Raw genomic sequence first — 15192 nt, forward strand, 5'->3', positions numbered from 1 at the left:
TTTTTCCTTATAGAGTAATGATTTTTGCTTTACCAAAAAGCTCGTTTAAAATTTCATAAGCATTGCCTATATTTCCTATTTTAAGTTCTTTGCTTTTATTAAAAAATTCTAGACAAGCTCCACAACTTATGATCTCAATACCTAAATTTTCAAGTTCTTTCATAGCTAAATGTGCTTTATGATTTTCATCAACATTGATTAAAACACTTTCATTTACGCAAAGAATTTTACTTGGAGCATGATCTAAATTTTTTAAGGTACTTAAAAATCCTACAAGTAAATTTTGTCCCAATTCACCCTCACCCACTTTGTCGGTTTTTAAAAATAAAACATTATAATCGTGAATATTTACTTCACTAGAATCAAAATTCTTTTTTTGTACTTTGATGCAAAACTCTTGTGCATTTTCATCTACAACAGGGTTTAAATTTAAAGAGTTAAGAAATTTTACAACATTATTTTTTGAAATAATAGAATTTAAAACAATTTCTAAAATTTCATTTTCTTGAAGTTTTTCAAGAGCGTTTTTTGTTTCAACTATAGGCTGAGGACAAGATAGATTGCGACAATCAATTTTCATTATTTTTCCTTGATATTAGCTTTGAAAAATAATATTATTTTATTACTTGTTTTGTGTTTAAAAATTTTAAATAATATAGAAAAAATTTAAAAGCTCAAAAATGAGCTTTTTTAAAATCTTTTTTTATTCACATCTTCAAGAATTGCCGCAGCAATTTGATTGACTTCATTTGTTATATTATTGGTGACATTTGCAACTTCGACATTTTCCTTAGTTACAGTTTCAAGTTGTGCTATAGCATCGTTAATCTGTGTGATTCCTGCTGTTTGTTCTTTTACAGATTCTGCTACTTCATTTACGCTTTGAACAAGTATATTAATATTTGCCTCGATTTCAGATAAGGATTTTCCTGTTCTTTCCGCAAGCTGTCTTACCTCATCTGCAACAACTGCAAAACCACGCCCATGTTCTCCAGCACGTGCAGCTTCAATAGCTGCATTTAAAGCAAGAAGATTCGTTTGCTCAGCGATATCTTTAATCACATTGACAATATTTTTTATATCATCAGCTTGTGAAGCAACCTCAACTGTTTTTCCACTTACATTTTGCATAGAAGAATTAATCTCCTCCACAGCTGCAGCCGATTGTTCTAAAGAACTCGCTTGTGCATTAGAGCCATCAGCAAGTTTTTGCATAGAATTTTTTAACTCTTCTGACTGATTGGCTAAATCTTTAGCAAAATTTGAAGAAGCCAAAAGCATCTTTTTAATTTCTTTGCCTAAAATATTAGTTGTAATCTCAACTTCACCTTTAGCATTAAATACTTCTGTACTAAAATCAAGAGCCTTATAACTATCAAAAACTCTATTAATTTCATTCATATTAGAACCAATTTTACTTTGTAAAACATCAAGCATCCTATTAAGAACATCTTTAAGTTCTACTAATTGAGGATTTATAGGATTTTTAGTAATTCTTGCAGTTAAATTACCCTTTTCGATTTCTCTAGCAGTTTGCACCGATTCATCTACAGCATTTTGATCTTGTTCTAAAGATATTTGAATCTTTTCAATATTTTCATTTATGATTCTTCCCATTGCTCCTAGCTCATCATTAGCACGAATTTCAATAGCCTTAGGTTCAATTTTTTCATGATTTAAAAAACGGAAAAATGATTCTAAAGAACTAAGAATCACAGGCAATCTAGATGCGACAATTTTTCTTACGCAATAATAAACCACTCCTAAAACAACAAAAATAAAAATAAAAGATGCACCAAGAATAATTAATTGTAATTTTTTTAAGGGTTTAAATACTGAATATTTAGGAGCAGTTACCAAAACTGCCCAAGAACTATCTTGCACTTTAAAACTATTAATCGCAGCATAAGAATCATCACCATCAGAAGCTATATAGTTAAAAACTCCATTTTTTCCTTCACTTATGGCCTTATAAGTTTCTTGTGCACCTTTATTAGGATTGATATCTTTTAAATTTTTTAAAACTAGATTTTTATTTGGATGTATCGCCATAAAACCATCTGAATTTAAAAGAACTCTTAATTCACCATCATATTTTTGACCTTTAGGGTCTAAAAGATAAGTAGCAATATCTGAAAAATCTAAAGTCATGCCTATGACACCTACAACTTGATTTTTTCGATCAAAAATAGGTATAGCAACATTTACAGCATCAAAATCTTGACCTTCTAAATTCATCTTAATAGGACGGCCTATATATACTTTATTTTCCCCATATTTTGCTTTTTTTAATATATCTTGCACAACTTGCAGATTAGCTATTTCATCACTAGCTTGTATTGCTTTTATTCCGCCTTTATTATCCTTTTCTTCATCAGCGTAAAGCATAACAAATTTTCCACTTTGAGTATTAAAAAATTTACTCTCTTCTTTAAAGTATTCTGGCGGATCAATAAGATATAAATAAGTAAAATTAGAATAAGCACTATTATCAAAAGTATTGGTTATAATATTTGTTATATTGTCTATATCTAAATCTTCTTTAGAGGTTGATCTAAACATTTCTGTTAAAGTACCTGAAATACTTTTATTTAAAGCGATCATTTCCCCAAAAATTCCTTGAGTTTGAGTAGCATATTCTTTCGTGATAGAAGCAAGAATATCTTCTGTATTTTTGGTAATATTTTGACTTACTTGTTTTGTGATTAATGAAATTAAAATAACAAGTCCAATAACAACAACAGCTGCCACAGAAAAAATAAGTTTTAAACCTATATTTAAAGATTTAAACATCTTATAACTCCTAAAATAAAAATTTAGATTCTAATTTTAACATATTTTTAAAAAAATAATATTAATTAATTATAAAAAAATTATGTATTAGTATTTTTTGATAGAAGATTTATTTTTTTCCTTTTAAAAACAATTCTTTAAAGCGTTTATTAGCGTATTCTTCTATGTCTTTTTGCAAAATAGAGTAATTTTCCATCAATTCCATAGCTCTAGGAGTAAGTTTTGTTCCTGATTCTTTAGAGCGTCCTTGTCTTGTGCTAACTAAAATTTCTTGAGAATTTTTTTGTAAGGTTTGTAAATGCATCCAAGCTTTTTTATAATTAATCCCCATAAGTTTAGAAGCATGTAATAAACTACCTGTTTGTCCGATAAGTTCTAAAAGTTCTGTTTTTCCTCGACCAAAAAGCAAATCTCCATCCGCATTTTCAATCCAAGTTTTTGTTCTTACTATAAATTGCTTACCTTTTTTTTCTTTAAAACAACCAAGTTGACAATACTTTACATCAACCTTATAAGTTTTTAAAGCTGAACGCATACTTTTAAGTCCACAACCTTCTTTAGCAATATCTCTTGCATCTTTACAAAAAATTCTACGCTTTTCATCTAAACTAGGTTCTATTTTTTTAAGCACTTCAATCTTTGCTTTTTCAAAATCTAAATGTCCAAATTGCCCCAACTCGCAATTATCAATTCTCATGTGATTTTCATCGGCTAATTGTCCGATTTTTTCTATATTTATATTAAATTTCTTTGCAATTTTAAAAGCCGTACCACAATCTAATTTTTCATTGCTATTTAACAATTCTCTCATATATGAGATGATTTCTTTTTCTTGATTTTTATCCATGAATTCTAAATTCTCCACTATAAATATTGATCTTATTTTCTCTAGCAAAACCACAAAGCGTTAAATCAAATTTTCTTGCTATCATAACCCCTAAACAAGTAGGAGCCGTGCGTGAAACAAGCACTGGAATTTTATGCATAACTGCTTTAGCTACCATTTCAGAACTTAGCCTTCCACTAACCATTAAAAAACATTGACTTAAATCAACCCCAGCTAAACACGCTTTTCCTAAAGCTTTATCTATGGTATTATGCTGAGCTATATCTTCACCTATAAAAAAAGTTTTCTCATCTACAAAAAGCTTAGCCGTATGTACACAGCCTGTTTTCTCGTAAAGCTCGCATTGAGTATAAAAAGTACTCATTTGTTTTAAAATTTCATCTTTGCTAAATTTTGCATCAGAACTAATTTTACTCGCTTCAATAGCTTCTGGATCGATATTGGCAGTATGTGCTCTACCGCAACCACTTATAACTACACCTTCAGCATTAAGCTTTGCTAAATTTTCTTTATCAATCTTTGCTTTAATATGCACACTCATACCATCATCTTTTGTTTCTATGCTCTCAATATCGCTTACTTTCGCAATGATATTTTCACTCATTAAATATCCTATTGCTAATGCCTGTTCATCTACAGGAGTTGCCATTAAAGCACCTACTTTTTCATCATTAATAAAAATTTCAAGCTTAATTTCACGCACTAAAGTATCATTGCATGTAAAAGATTCATCACCTTTATATTTTAAAATTTGAGTTGTAAATAACGGATCCATACCTTATCCTTTAAATATCTTTAAATAATATTATATCAAAAAAACATAAATAACAAATTTATATATGGAAAAATAGATTTTAGATTCAACTTATAAAAGAAAATTCGTTCTATTTATTTCAAAAAAGCTTAAAACTACCGCTATGTAATAACATAGCGGTTAAAGATTAAATTTTCACATTAGGATCATAAGAAAAACTAGGTTCAATTTGCTTTTTATTGCTTAATTCTTTATACCAATAAGAATGTAAAATATAAACCTCTTCTTCTTCTTTATAACCACTAATCATAGAATGGATACTACCTTTGATTGCAAATACTGCCATATAAATATGCACACCAAAAAACACTGCACACACTATACCCAAGAAATTATGCACTATAGCTGAAATTCTCAAAAGTTCAATTTGAGTTAAACCAAAAAGACCTTGAATTGCCGTGGAATTAAAATCAAGAAAATACATAAATCCACCTGTAATTATCATCAAAAATCCACCAAATACAGCTATATAATACCAAGATTTTTGACCAAAATTAAACTTACCTGCAGGTACAGGACGTTTGATTTTACTTAAATAACCACCTACTATCATCATCCATCTGATATCATAACTTGCAGGAAGCATTCTTTTAATCCAGCATAAAAACATAGGGATTATAGAGATGATAAACAAAATCGTTGCAAAAGCGTGTAAATTTTTACAAACCCTTACAAAAACTCCACCCCCAAAAACTTCTCCAAACATCATCACAAAACCAGTTGGCACTAAAATCACCCAAGAAATCGCTGCGATAAAATGAAAAAGTCTTTCAAATAATGTAAAAGCATAAATTTTCTTTCCATCGTGTGAAAATTGCTTAGGTCCTATAACCATATAATGCAAAGCAAATGCAGACAATACCGCAATAACAGCGATTAAAGCTATAGTAGCTATATATTCACCTTGCAAAGTTGTCCAAAGTTTGCCAAAAGTATCATAATTTGGGATATTTGTAATACGATGAAAATCCCAAATTTGAGTATCTTGTCCCATTCTCTCGCTACCATAAGCAAATAAACTCACTACGCTTAATAAAAGCGTTACAAATACTTTTCTCATAAGCGTTCCTTTCCTGTGTAAGCAATCTTCCATTCCAAACTTTCCGAAGGATTTGGAATGCCATAATTTCTATTCATAAGTCTATTATGATAAATCTCTTCTATTTTAGAACTTTCACCTACTAAAAGTGCTTTTGTCGAACACATCGCAGCACATACAGGGACTTTTCCTTCTGCGATACGATTTTGACCATAAAGTTCTCTTTCTTTTTCTGAATTCGTTGCTTCAGGGCCACCTGCACACATAGTACATTTATCCATAATGCCTTTATTTCCAAAAACACTATCTTTTGGAAATTGTGGTGCACCAAAAGGACAAGCATAAAGACAATATCCACAACCTATGCAAATTTCTTTATCATGCAAAACAATACCATCAGCACGGATGTAAAAACAATCCACAGGACAAACGATAGAACAAGGAGCATCATCACAATGCATACAAGAAATAGAAGTTGAAACTTCTTTTCCTTGAATTCCTTCATTTAAAGTAATCACACGGCGGCGGCGAATATGAATAGGAAGCTCATGTGCTTCATCACAAGCTACCGCGCAACCATTACAATCAATACAACGCTCATTATCACAAAAGAATTTCAAGCGTTCTTTTTCTAAATTTGCAAAATTTACCTTACTCATTTTCCATCCTTACTGATTCTACAAAGTCCACCTTTAGTCTCTGGAATCTGACACATGATATCATAACCATAATTTGTTACCGTATTAGCACTTTCTCCGCTTGCATAAGGCTTAGTTCCTTCTGGGAAATTGTGCGTTAAATCCACGCCTTGCATAACTCCTGTAAAATGGAAAGGCAAGAAAATCATATCTTTTGCTACACCTGGATTAACCTTCACTCTTACATGAATTTTAGTACCTTCTGGAGAATGCACCCAAATCATATCTCCTGCTTTAATGTCTTGCTCTTTTGCTAATTCAGGATTGATCTCACAAAACATTTCAGGTGTTAAACGCGTTAGATACATAGATGCTCTATTTTCCATACCTGCACCATTTAAATTCACAAGTCTTGCAGTAACAAGATTAAGCGGGAATTCTTTAGAATAATCCTTAGCTTGTTGCACAGAAACAAATTTAGTATCCACGCGGTAAAGCGCTTTTTGATCTTCAAAACTTGGATATTTTTGCACCAAATCGTTTCTTGGAGAATGTAAAGGCTCACGGTGGAGTGGAATTTTATCTTTAAAAGTCCAAACTACAGCTCTAGCTTTAGCATTTCCATAAGGAACTATGCCTTTTTCTATACATTTAGTTGCTATGATATTGCTATCATCATAAGACCAAGTTGATCCCATTTTTTCTTTTTCTTGAGCACTTAAAGTAATACCTAAAACTTTTTCTATATTATCTTTAGTAATTTGTGGATAACCTGTATCAATAGGTGAATTTAAAGGTGCATTCTTAGCAAGTAAACTCTCTCCTTCATATTCAAGTCCAAAATTGTTTCTAAAGCCCATACCACCTTTTGCTACTTCAATGTCGGTATTATAAAGCACAGGAGAACCTGGGTGCTTATCACTCCAACAAGGCCAAGGAAGCCCGTAATACTCGCCAGCAACTTCGTCTTTTCCTTCTAAAGTTACCTCATCAAATTTATCCCAGTATAAAGTATGCTTTTTAAGCCTTTCAGGACTCCAACCATTAAGCCCTATACTTCTAACTGCTTTTGCAATTTCTCTTGTTGCATTTTCAGGCCAAACAATCTCACCTTTTTCATCGCGTAAAGTCTTGGTAAAGTCTTCATAAAAACCTAATTTTTTAGCAAGCTCAAATAAAATTTCTTGATCTTCCATGCTTTCATAAAGTGGATCTACAACTTTAAATCTCCATTGTCCGCTACGATTTGTTGCTGTTACACTTCCGCTTGTTTCAAACTGTGTTGCTGCAGGTAAAAGATAAATTCCATCTTTTCTTTCTGCAATAATCCCTGCTTCATTTACAAAAGGATCGGCTAAAACTAAAAGCTCTAAAGCTTCCAAACCTTCTTTAACTTTTACTTGTTGTGCAGTCGAAGTAATACCATTTCCCATAACTACTAAAGCTTTTAAAGGCGTTCCTGCATTATCGATAGCATCATTTCCATCTTTTCCATTTAAAGCCGCTGCCCACCATCTAGCAAGTGAAAGCCCAGTTTTATGCATCCAATCTTTGCTTACAAAATTTCCTAAAAGCCACTCATAATCCACACCCCAAATTTTGGCATAGTATCTCCAAGTCGCTTCATTTAAAGGATAATAACCTGGTAAATTTTCGCTCAAACAAGCCATATCTGAAGCACCTTGAACATTATCGTGTCCGCGTAAGATATTAACTCCACCACCAAATTTACCTATATTTCCAAGTACCATTTGCACAATAGGTGCTAAACGTGTATTTGAAGTTCCTACAGTATGTTGAGTTAAACCCATAGCCCAAATAAGCGTAGTTGGTTTGTTTTTAGCTACTTCGTGAGTGATTTGCACCAAAAGTTCTTTAGAGATCCCTGTAACATTTTCCACTTCTTCAACTGTCCATTTTGCTGCTTCTTCACGAATTTTATCAATTCCAAAAACTCTTTCATCAAGATATTTTGTATCTTCCAAGCCTTCATCAAAAATGATTTTTAACATTCCATACATGAAAGCAATGTCAGTTCCTGGACGAATTCTTGCATAAATATCCGCTTTTGCTGCACTTTTTGTAAATCTAGGATCTACAACGATAAGCTTTGCACCTTTTTCTTTTGCTTTTAAGAAATGTCTAAAACCCACAGGGTGATTTACCGCTGGATTTGCTCCAATGATAATGATACATTTACTTCTTTGGATGTCTCCAAGATGGTTTGTCATAGCGCCATAACCAAATGTATTCGCCACACCGGCGACTGTTGCGCTGTGTCAAATTCTAGCTTGATGATCTACATTGTTCGTTCCAAAAAATGCTGCAAATTTTCTTATATAATAAGCTTGTTCATTATTAAGTTTTGCAGAACCTAAAAACATAACACTTTCAGGATTTTCTTTACGATAAGCAGCTAGTTTTTCTCCGATCTCACTTAAAGCTTGCTCATAACTTATGCGTTTCCATTCTCCATTTTCTTTTTTCATAGGATATTTTAAACGCACATGTGAACGCACCATATCGATCATATCAGATCCCTTGCAGCAATGTCCACCTGAACTCACAGGATGATCTTGAGCGATTTCTTGACGCACCCAAACACCATTTTGCACTTCTGCAATAATCCCACAGCCTACAGAACAGGCTGTACAAACTGTTTTTACTTTTTTACTACCTTCATAAGCTTCTTTAAGCTCATCAGCACTCGCTTCTCTTAAAGTTTCACTTCTAGCAAGCAACGGTGTTGCTAGGCTTGAAAGTGCTGCCATTTTAAGAAAAGAACGACGCGTAAGCTTGATATTTTCACCTACACTTGACATTACTCAGCCTTTATATAATAATTTTCCCAATTAGCACTTCTTTGAAAAAGCACTTCTTTTTTCTTACTTTTACCTTTAACTAAATCTTTTCTTTCTTCATCTTTAGCTAGAGCTAAAGTTGTGCTACCAAGCACTCCAGCAGCCCCTAAGGCAAAAGCGGATTTTTTAAGAAATTCCCTGCGATTTTTCACGAGTCCTCCTTTGTTTATTTGCTTCTCTTCTTAAAAATTCTGAACGCGATAGATCGTTTTGCACTTTTTTAGAATTTATTTTTGCAGGTTTTTCCACTTCAAAGCAAAGTCTTTCAAATTCCATAAAAGCCGATGCAATACTTGCAATTTCCTTATATAAATTCGCATTTTTATTCATGAAAACATCGCCTAAAAACTCATCAATGCTTTTATTGATCACTTTTTCAAAAAGCTCTTTGGCTAAATCATCTTCATTTTGCCTTAAAAATTCACTCATCAACAATAAACAAAATCCAACACTATCTTCACTTTCTTTAAAAAATTTTTCATTGCGTCTTATTTTACTTTTGACTAAAATTTGACGCACGCAAAGTAAAGGATTTGAATTTTCAAAACCTTCTTCTATGTAAGAAAAAGTCGTTGGAATGCTATTTTTAAGACTTAAAAAAAGCAAATCATATTCTTTAAAAAATGCTTGTATAGAATTTTCATCATCTAAATGCTTAAGCAAGATATCAAAATTTGATTTTAAATTTTCATCAAATAAACATTCTTGCATTGTCTTTAAATACTCTTGTAATTTTGACAATCTTTCTTCAGAAAATGAAAAAACAAAAAGCTCTCCTAGACATTGATAATAAAGACTTCTAGCTAATCTTAATTTTTCCAAATCCATTAAAGCTCCCATGCATTCAAAATTTTCAAAAATAGCTTTAAATTTTGCTTGAATGAATATTATGCAAAATATACCTAATATTCATTTTAAAGCCGATTTTTAAATCGATTTATCTTAATACTATTTGATTTAAAAATCACTGAATTTCAATAAAATTCCACAAGGATTTAAAATATTAAAAAATCATACCAAAGTATTGAAAATTAGATATTTGAGTTGATTTTATATTTGAAAAAATAAAATACTTTGCATAAAATTTACATCTTTGATTCTCTTCCGAGTAAAATTAACATTTTATGCAAATTATAAATAATACTAATTTCTTAAAGAATAATCCTTATAAGAAAATTCTCTTATCATTTGAAGTTCATTTTTTGCATTTAAAAGCATGAGATTTGGAAGTCTTATACCATTAAAAGTTGTGTTTTTCACAATGGTGTAATGAATTTGATCTAAAAAAACAATTTTATCGCCGATTTTAAGCTTTTTATCAAAGGCGTATTCTCCCATTACATCACCCGCTAAACAAGTATTTCCAGTAAGCAAATAGGAAAATTCGCTTTCTTTTAAGTCTGAAATTTTTTCATTTTCTCTTGTGGCTAAAATTCTAGCATTTAAAACTTCACTTGTATAAGGCATGATGATAGTATCTGGCATATGCGCTTCGCTTGAAGTATCTAAAATAGCAATTTGTTTTTCATTTTCTATGATATCTACTACACTAGCCACCAAATTTCCTGTTTGCCAACCCACCGCTTCGCCTGGTTCAAGATAAACTTGCACACCGTATTTATCACTGAAATTTTTACACAAAGCAATAAGCTTTTCAACATCATAGCCTTTTTTAGTGATGTGATGTCCTCCTCCAAAATTCACCCATTTCATTTGCCCTATCCATTTGCCAAATTTCTCTTCAAAAACCTTTAAAACAGCTTCTAAAGCACCAGCACTTTCTTCGCAAAGTGCGTGAAAATGAAGTCCTTCTATGGTACTTAAATCCACATTTTCAAAATCTTTAGCACGAATTCCAAGTCTTGAGTATCTTCCACAAGGATTGTAAAGTTCTTTTGGGGCTAGAGAAAATTCAACATTACAACGAAGACCTAAGGAATTTTTTTGTGTTTTAGCTTGAAATTTATGAAATTGAGCTAAAGAGTTAAACACTATATGATGAGATAAGCTGGCTATTTCACCTATTTCATCTTCTTTAAAAGCAGGCGAATAAGTATGAATTTCTTTATCCATGTATTCTTTAGCAAATTTTGCTTCCCAAAGTCCGCTACAAGTACAACCTTTTAAGTATTCTCCAACAATTTTCATCGCTCCTGAAAAAGCAAAACCTTTTAAAGCTAAAAGCACTTTAGCACCACTTTTTTCGCCAACACTTGCTAAAAGCTCACAATTTTTTCTTAATTTATCTTCTTCTAAAATATAAGCTGGGGTTTGAATTTTTTCATAAAACATTATTTTTCCTTGATTAAATTGCTAAAATCATAACAAAATTAAACCAAATTTTCAAAATAAATATTTACTAAAGTTAAAAAAATAATGACTATAATACAAAAAATCAAGCAAAAGGAAAAACTAATGAATAGAAGAAATTTTTTAAAATTTAATGCACTCACTCTAGCAAGTATGGGTGTAGCCTATGCAAATCCTATGCATGATATGCACTCCATGCATAAAAATCATTCTATAAATCATGACTTAGATACTTCTTTTATAAACTTTGCTCCAAAAAATTTAAAGCTTTTAGATCCAAAACAATTCCCCCAAGGAGAAATTTTAAAAGCCTTGCCTTTACTCAAAAATGAAAGTAAAGAAAAAAATATTTTTCGTGCTACCCTAGAAATCAAAGAAAATCATATAGAGCTTATCAAAGGTAAAAAAACCTTATTTTATACTTACAATGGCCTCGTGCCTGCTCCAAAAATAGAAGTTTTTGAAGGAGATAAACTTGAAATTTTAGTCAAAAACAAACTCAAAGAAGCTACAACTATACATTGGCATGGCGTTCCTGTGCCACCTGATCAAGATGGAAGCCCACATGATCCTATCTTAGCAGGAGAAGAAAGAATATATCGTTTTGAAATTCCTCAAGATAGCGCAGGAACTTACTGGTATCATCCACATCCTCATTATACGGCTTCTAAACAAGTTTTTATGGGTTTAGCAGGGGCTTTTGTGATCAAAGCAAAAAAAGATGCTTTAAGTCATTTAAAAGAAAAAGATTTGATGATTAGCGATTTGCGTCTTGATGAAAACGCTCAAATTCCAAACAACAACCTAAATGATTGGCTAAATGGTAGAGAAGGAGAATTTGTACTCATCAATGGACAATTTAAACCTAAAATCAAACTCGCCACAAACGAACGCATACGCATTTATAATGCTACTGCAGCAAGATATTTAAATTTACGCATACAAGGAGCTAAGTTTATACTTGTTGGTACTGATGGTGGACTTATAGAAAAAGCTATTTATAAAGAAGAACTTTTCTTAAGTCCTGCTTCTCGTGTAGAAGTTTTAATCGACGCTCCAAAAGATGGGAATTTTAAGCTAGAAAGTGCTTATTATGATAGGGATAAAATGATGGTAAAAGAAGAATCTAATACCCTATTTCTAGCCAATATTAACCTAAAAAAAGAAAAATTAGAACTTCCAAAAAATTTAAAAATTTTCAAACCTTTAGAAGAACCTAAGGAATTTAAAGAAATAATCATGAGTGAAGATCATATGCAAATGCATGGAATGATGGGAAAAAGTGAAAATGAATTAAAAATCGCTCTTGCGTCTATGTTTTTAATCAATGGCAAAAGCTATGATTTAAAACGCATTGATTTAAGCTCCAAGCTTGGAGTAGTTGAAGACTGGATAGTGATAAACAAATCTCACATGGATCATCCTTTCCACATACACGGCACGCAATTTGAACTCATCTCATCAAAACTCAATGGCAAAGTTCAAAAAGCCGAATTTAGAGCCTTCAGAGATACTATAAATGTGCGTCCTAATGAAGAGTTAAGACTTAAAATGAAACAAGATTTTAAAGGACTTAGAATGTATCATTGCCATATTTTAGAACATGAAGATTTAGGAATGATGGGAAATTTAGAAGTAAAGGAATAAAATGGTAAAAGTGGAATTTTTAGGCCCTATAAATAAAGAAAATTTAGAACTTGAAGTAAAAAATTTAAAAGAATTAAAAGAAATTTTGCAAAAAGATGAGAGTTTAAAAGAATGGCTAGAACTTTGTGCTGTATCTTTAAATGATGAAATCATTTTTAATGAAAACACCAAGTTAAAAGATGGTGATAAAATAGCACTTTTACCGCCAGTTTGTGGAGGCTAAATGAAACATTTTACACTTTATCAAGGCTCTTTAGATATTCCTAAAATTTATAGCCAATGGTATGAATTTTCCAAGGATAAAAACTGCGGTGCTTTACTGACTTTTTGTGGTATTGTGCGTGAAGAAGGAGGTATTGAGGCACTTAGTTTTGATATTTATGAATCGCTTTTAAAAAAATGGTTTGATGAGTGGCAAAAAAGAGTAGATTTTGATGGTATTAGCTTGCTTTTTGCTCACTCTATAGGCGATGTAGCGATACATGAAAGCTCGTATTTTGCAGGAATTTTAAGCAAACAAAGAAAATTAGGACTTAAACTTCTTAATGAATTTGTTGAAGATTTTAAAGCAAGTGCGCCCATTTGGAAGTATGATGTGATAAACAAAGAAAGAATTTATGCCAAAGAAAGATCAACCAAGCTTTGCGGTGCAGGACTTTTAAAAGGATAAAAAATGCTAATGTCTTATGAAGAAAGTTTAAAAATTTTACATTCTCATATCAAAACTTATGAAAAGATTGAAAAAATAGCTCTTACAGAGTGTTTAGGACGCATTTTAGCTCAAGATATAAAAGCCCCTAAAAATCAGCCTGAATTTCCAACCTCGGCTATGGATGGTTATGCGATCAAATTTGAAGATCAAGACAAGCCTTTAAAAATTTTAGGCCTCACACCTGCGGGTACTATGCCACAATTTAGCGTACAAAATGGCACTTGTGTAAAAACCTTTACAGGCTCACTCATGAGCGAAGGAAGCGATACTTTAGTCCCTGTTGAAAATATACGCATAGAAAATAATACTCTTTTTATAGAAAAAAAAGTTCCCCAAGCTTTTGCCGTGCGTGCGGTAGGAGAAAACTATAAAAAAGATGAAATTTTACTCAAAAAAGGCACAAGGTTAAATTATAGCGAGATAGCTCTTTTAGCTGAACTTGGATTTTTTCACATTAGTGTGTTTATAAAACCTATTGTAGGGGTTTTAAGTAGTGGAAGTGAGATCAAAGATCTAGGAGAAGCCTTGGAAAATCCTGCTCAAATCCGCTCTTCAAATCATATCGCCATAGCTAATTTAGCTAAAAATTTAAATTGCGATACAAGGGTTTTTCCTCTTTTAAAAGATGATGAGAAAGCCACTTTTTCCACCCTTGAAAGTGCTTTGCAAAGTTGTGATATTTTGGTTACAACGGGCGGGGTTTCTATGGGAGATTTTGACTTTTTAAAAAAAGCCATCAAAGAATACGAAATCATCATCGATAAAGCCGACATAAAACCAGGTAGACATATCAAAATAGCTAAGGCTAATGAAAAATTCATCATCGCCTTACCAGGTTTTCCTTACTCGGCTATGGTAATGTTTAATCTTTACACAAGAGAGATTTTAAACTCTTGGTTACTTCAACCTAAAGACTATATTTGCAAAGCCTTTTTACAAGGAAGTTACAAGAAAAAAACACCTTATTTGGAATTTGTCGCTTGCAATATAGAGTTTAAAAATGGACGCATTTTAGCCAATCTTGAAGGCAAAAAAGAAGGCTCTAGTGCGATTATAAACAATCTTAACAATAAAGCTGCCCTTATGGTGGTGCCAAAAGAATGTGAAATGTTAGAAAATGAAAGTTTAGTAGATATTATCTTTATGCCTTAAAATTATTTAAATAATTTTATTTCGATTTTAATCAACCCTAAATTTCAATAAGTTTCAAATTCGCAACCTCCTTTTAGTGGAGTAATTAGCCCTAGTGGAGTTTCAATCCACTAGGGTTTGTTTTAGTCCCTTTTTAAATTTCTTTATGGTAAAATTTTCCAAAGTTTCATTAGTTGAATTTAACTGTTTTAGTCCCTTTTTAAATTTCTTTATGGTAAAATTTTAAAGAGGAAATTATTTGGAATAAAAGAGTTTTAGTCCCTTTTTAAATTTCTTTATGGTAAAATTAAAAAAGAGTTTTCCCTTGTAATGTTGTGGTTTTAGTCCCTTTTTAAATTTCTTTATGGTAAAATTATCGTATTTTAATTTAAGTCCATTT

At 31.7% G+C, this 15192-nt stretch carries 14 protein-coding genes and 1 CRISPR repeat array (1 of these 15 cut by a window edge); of the genes, 4 read left to right on the plus strand and 10 right to left on the minus strand.

Features of this window, described 5'->3' with window-relative positions; translation table 11 throughout:
* Positions 1 to 7 precede the first annotated feature (7 nt).
* The 10 genes from yedF to nspC all read right to left on the minus strand — a co-directional run bounded on the left by yedF (position 8) and on the right by nspC (position 11284).
* Positions 8 to 580: a sulfurtransferase-like selenium metabolism protein YedF gene (gene yedF, locus FBF02_RS07355; RefSeq protein WP_002851218.1), complete on the minus strand. Its 573-nt coding sequence runs from the start codon at positions 578 to 580 to the stop codon at positions 8 to 10.
* 110 nt (positions 581 to 690) lie between these two features.
* Positions 691 to 2793 (minus strand): aspartate chemotaxis receptor CcaA, encoded by a 2103-nt coding sequence (ccaA, locus tag FBF02_RS07360; RefSeq protein ID WP_002851362.1) that lies wholly within the window; start codon positions 2791 to 2793, stop codon positions 691 to 693.
* Between the two features lie 109 nt (positions 2794 to 2902).
* Entirely contained in the window at positions 2903 to 3640 is a 738-nt protein-coding gene (locus FBF02_RS07365; protein ID WP_002822570.1) for a winged helix-turn-helix domain-containing protein, read from the minus strand.
* A complete protein-coding gene (gene fdhD, locus FBF02_RS07370) occupies positions 3633 to 4415 on the minus strand; it encodes a formate dehydrogenase accessory sulfurtransferase FdhD (protein ID WP_002851178.1) in 783 nt (260 codons plus the stop codon). The genes FBF02_RS07365 and fdhD overlap by 8 nt, the downstream gene beginning before the upstream one ends.
* A 166-nt stretch (positions 4416 to 4581) precedes the next feature.
* Positions 4582 to 5514 (minus strand): formate dehydrogenase subunit gamma, encoded by a 933-nt coding sequence (locus FBF02_RS07375; RefSeq protein ID WP_002851174.1) that lies wholly within the window; start codon positions 5512 to 5514, stop codon positions 4582 to 4584.
* Positions 5511 to 6152: a formate dehydrogenase FDH3 subunit beta gene (gene fdh3B, locus FBF02_RS07380; protein WP_002851264.1), complete on the minus strand. Its 642-nt coding sequence runs from the start codon at positions 6150 to 6152 to the stop codon at positions 5511 to 5513. Before fdh3B ends, FBF02_RS07375 begins: the two co-directional genes overlap by 4 nt.
* Positions 6149 to 8953, minus strand: coding sequence for a formate dehydrogenase subunit alpha (locus tag FBF02_RS07385; protein ID WP_010891941.1), 2805 nt, complete (start codon positions 8951 to 8953; stop codon positions 6149 to 6151). Before FBF02_RS07385 ends, fdh3B begins: the two co-directional genes overlap by 4 nt.
* A complete protein-coding gene (locus FBF02_RS07390) occupies positions 8953 to 9144 on the minus strand; it encodes a twin-arginine translocation signal domain-containing protein (protein WP_002851537.1) in 192 nt (63 codons plus the stop codon). Before FBF02_RS07390 ends, FBF02_RS07385 begins: the two co-directional genes overlap by 1 nt.
* Positions 9119 to 9832 (minus strand): molecular chaperone TorD family protein, encoded by a 714-nt coding sequence (locus FBF02_RS07395; protein ID WP_002851502.1) that lies wholly within the window; start codon positions 9830 to 9832, stop codon positions 9119 to 9121. Before FBF02_RS07395 ends, FBF02_RS07390 begins: the two co-directional genes overlap by 26 nt.
* 303 nt (positions 9833 to 10135) lie before the next feature.
* A complete protein-coding gene (nspC, locus tag FBF02_RS07400) occupies positions 10136 to 11284 on the minus strand; it encodes a carboxynorspermidine decarboxylase (protein ID WP_002858431.1) in 1149 nt (382 codons plus the stop codon).
* Between the two features lie 123 nt (positions 11285 to 11407).
* On the opposite strand from nspC, the gene cueO reads away from it, so the two are divergent.
* The 4 genes from cueO to FBF02_RS07420 are packed head-to-tail and all read left to right on the plus strand — an operon-like array spanning position 11408 to position 14813.
* Entirely contained in the window at positions 11408 to 12949 is a 1542-nt protein-coding gene (gene cueO / locus FBF02_RS07405; protein WP_002858205.1) for a multicopper oxidase CueO, read from the plus strand.
* 1 nt (position 12950) lies between these two features.
* Complete coding sequence (locus tag FBF02_RS07410; RefSeq protein ID WP_002857949.1) at positions 12951 to 13172, plus strand: MoaD/ThiS family protein; 222 nt, start codon at positions 12951 to 12953, stop codon at positions 13170 to 13172.
* The gene (locus FBF02_RS07415) at positions 13173 to 13619 is read left to right on the plus strand and encodes a molybdenum cofactor biosynthesis protein MoaE (RefSeq protein ID WP_002781229.1); all 447 of its coding nucleotides are present in this window, start codon (positions 13173 to 13175) and stop codon (positions 13617 to 13619) included.
* A 3-nt stretch (positions 13620 to 13622) separates the two neighbouring features.
* Positions 13623 to 14813, plus strand: coding sequence for a molybdopterin molybdotransferase MoeA (locus FBF02_RS07420; RefSeq protein ID WP_002858151.1), 1191 nt, complete (start codon positions 13623 to 13625; stop codon positions 14811 to 14813).
* Positions 14814 to 14932: 119 nt separating this feature from the next.
* Positions 14933 to 15192: direct repeats of the CRISPR family, unit length 37 nt; unit sequence GTTTTAGTCCCTTTTTAAATTTCTTTATGGTAAAATT (it continues 41 nt past the right edge of the window).

Source organism: Campylobacter sp. CFSAN093226, assembly GCF_012897595.1.
In the GTDB taxonomy this organism is placed as follows: Bacteria; Campylobacterota; Campylobacteria; order Campylobacterales; family Campylobacteraceae; genus Campylobacter_D; species Campylobacter_D jejuni.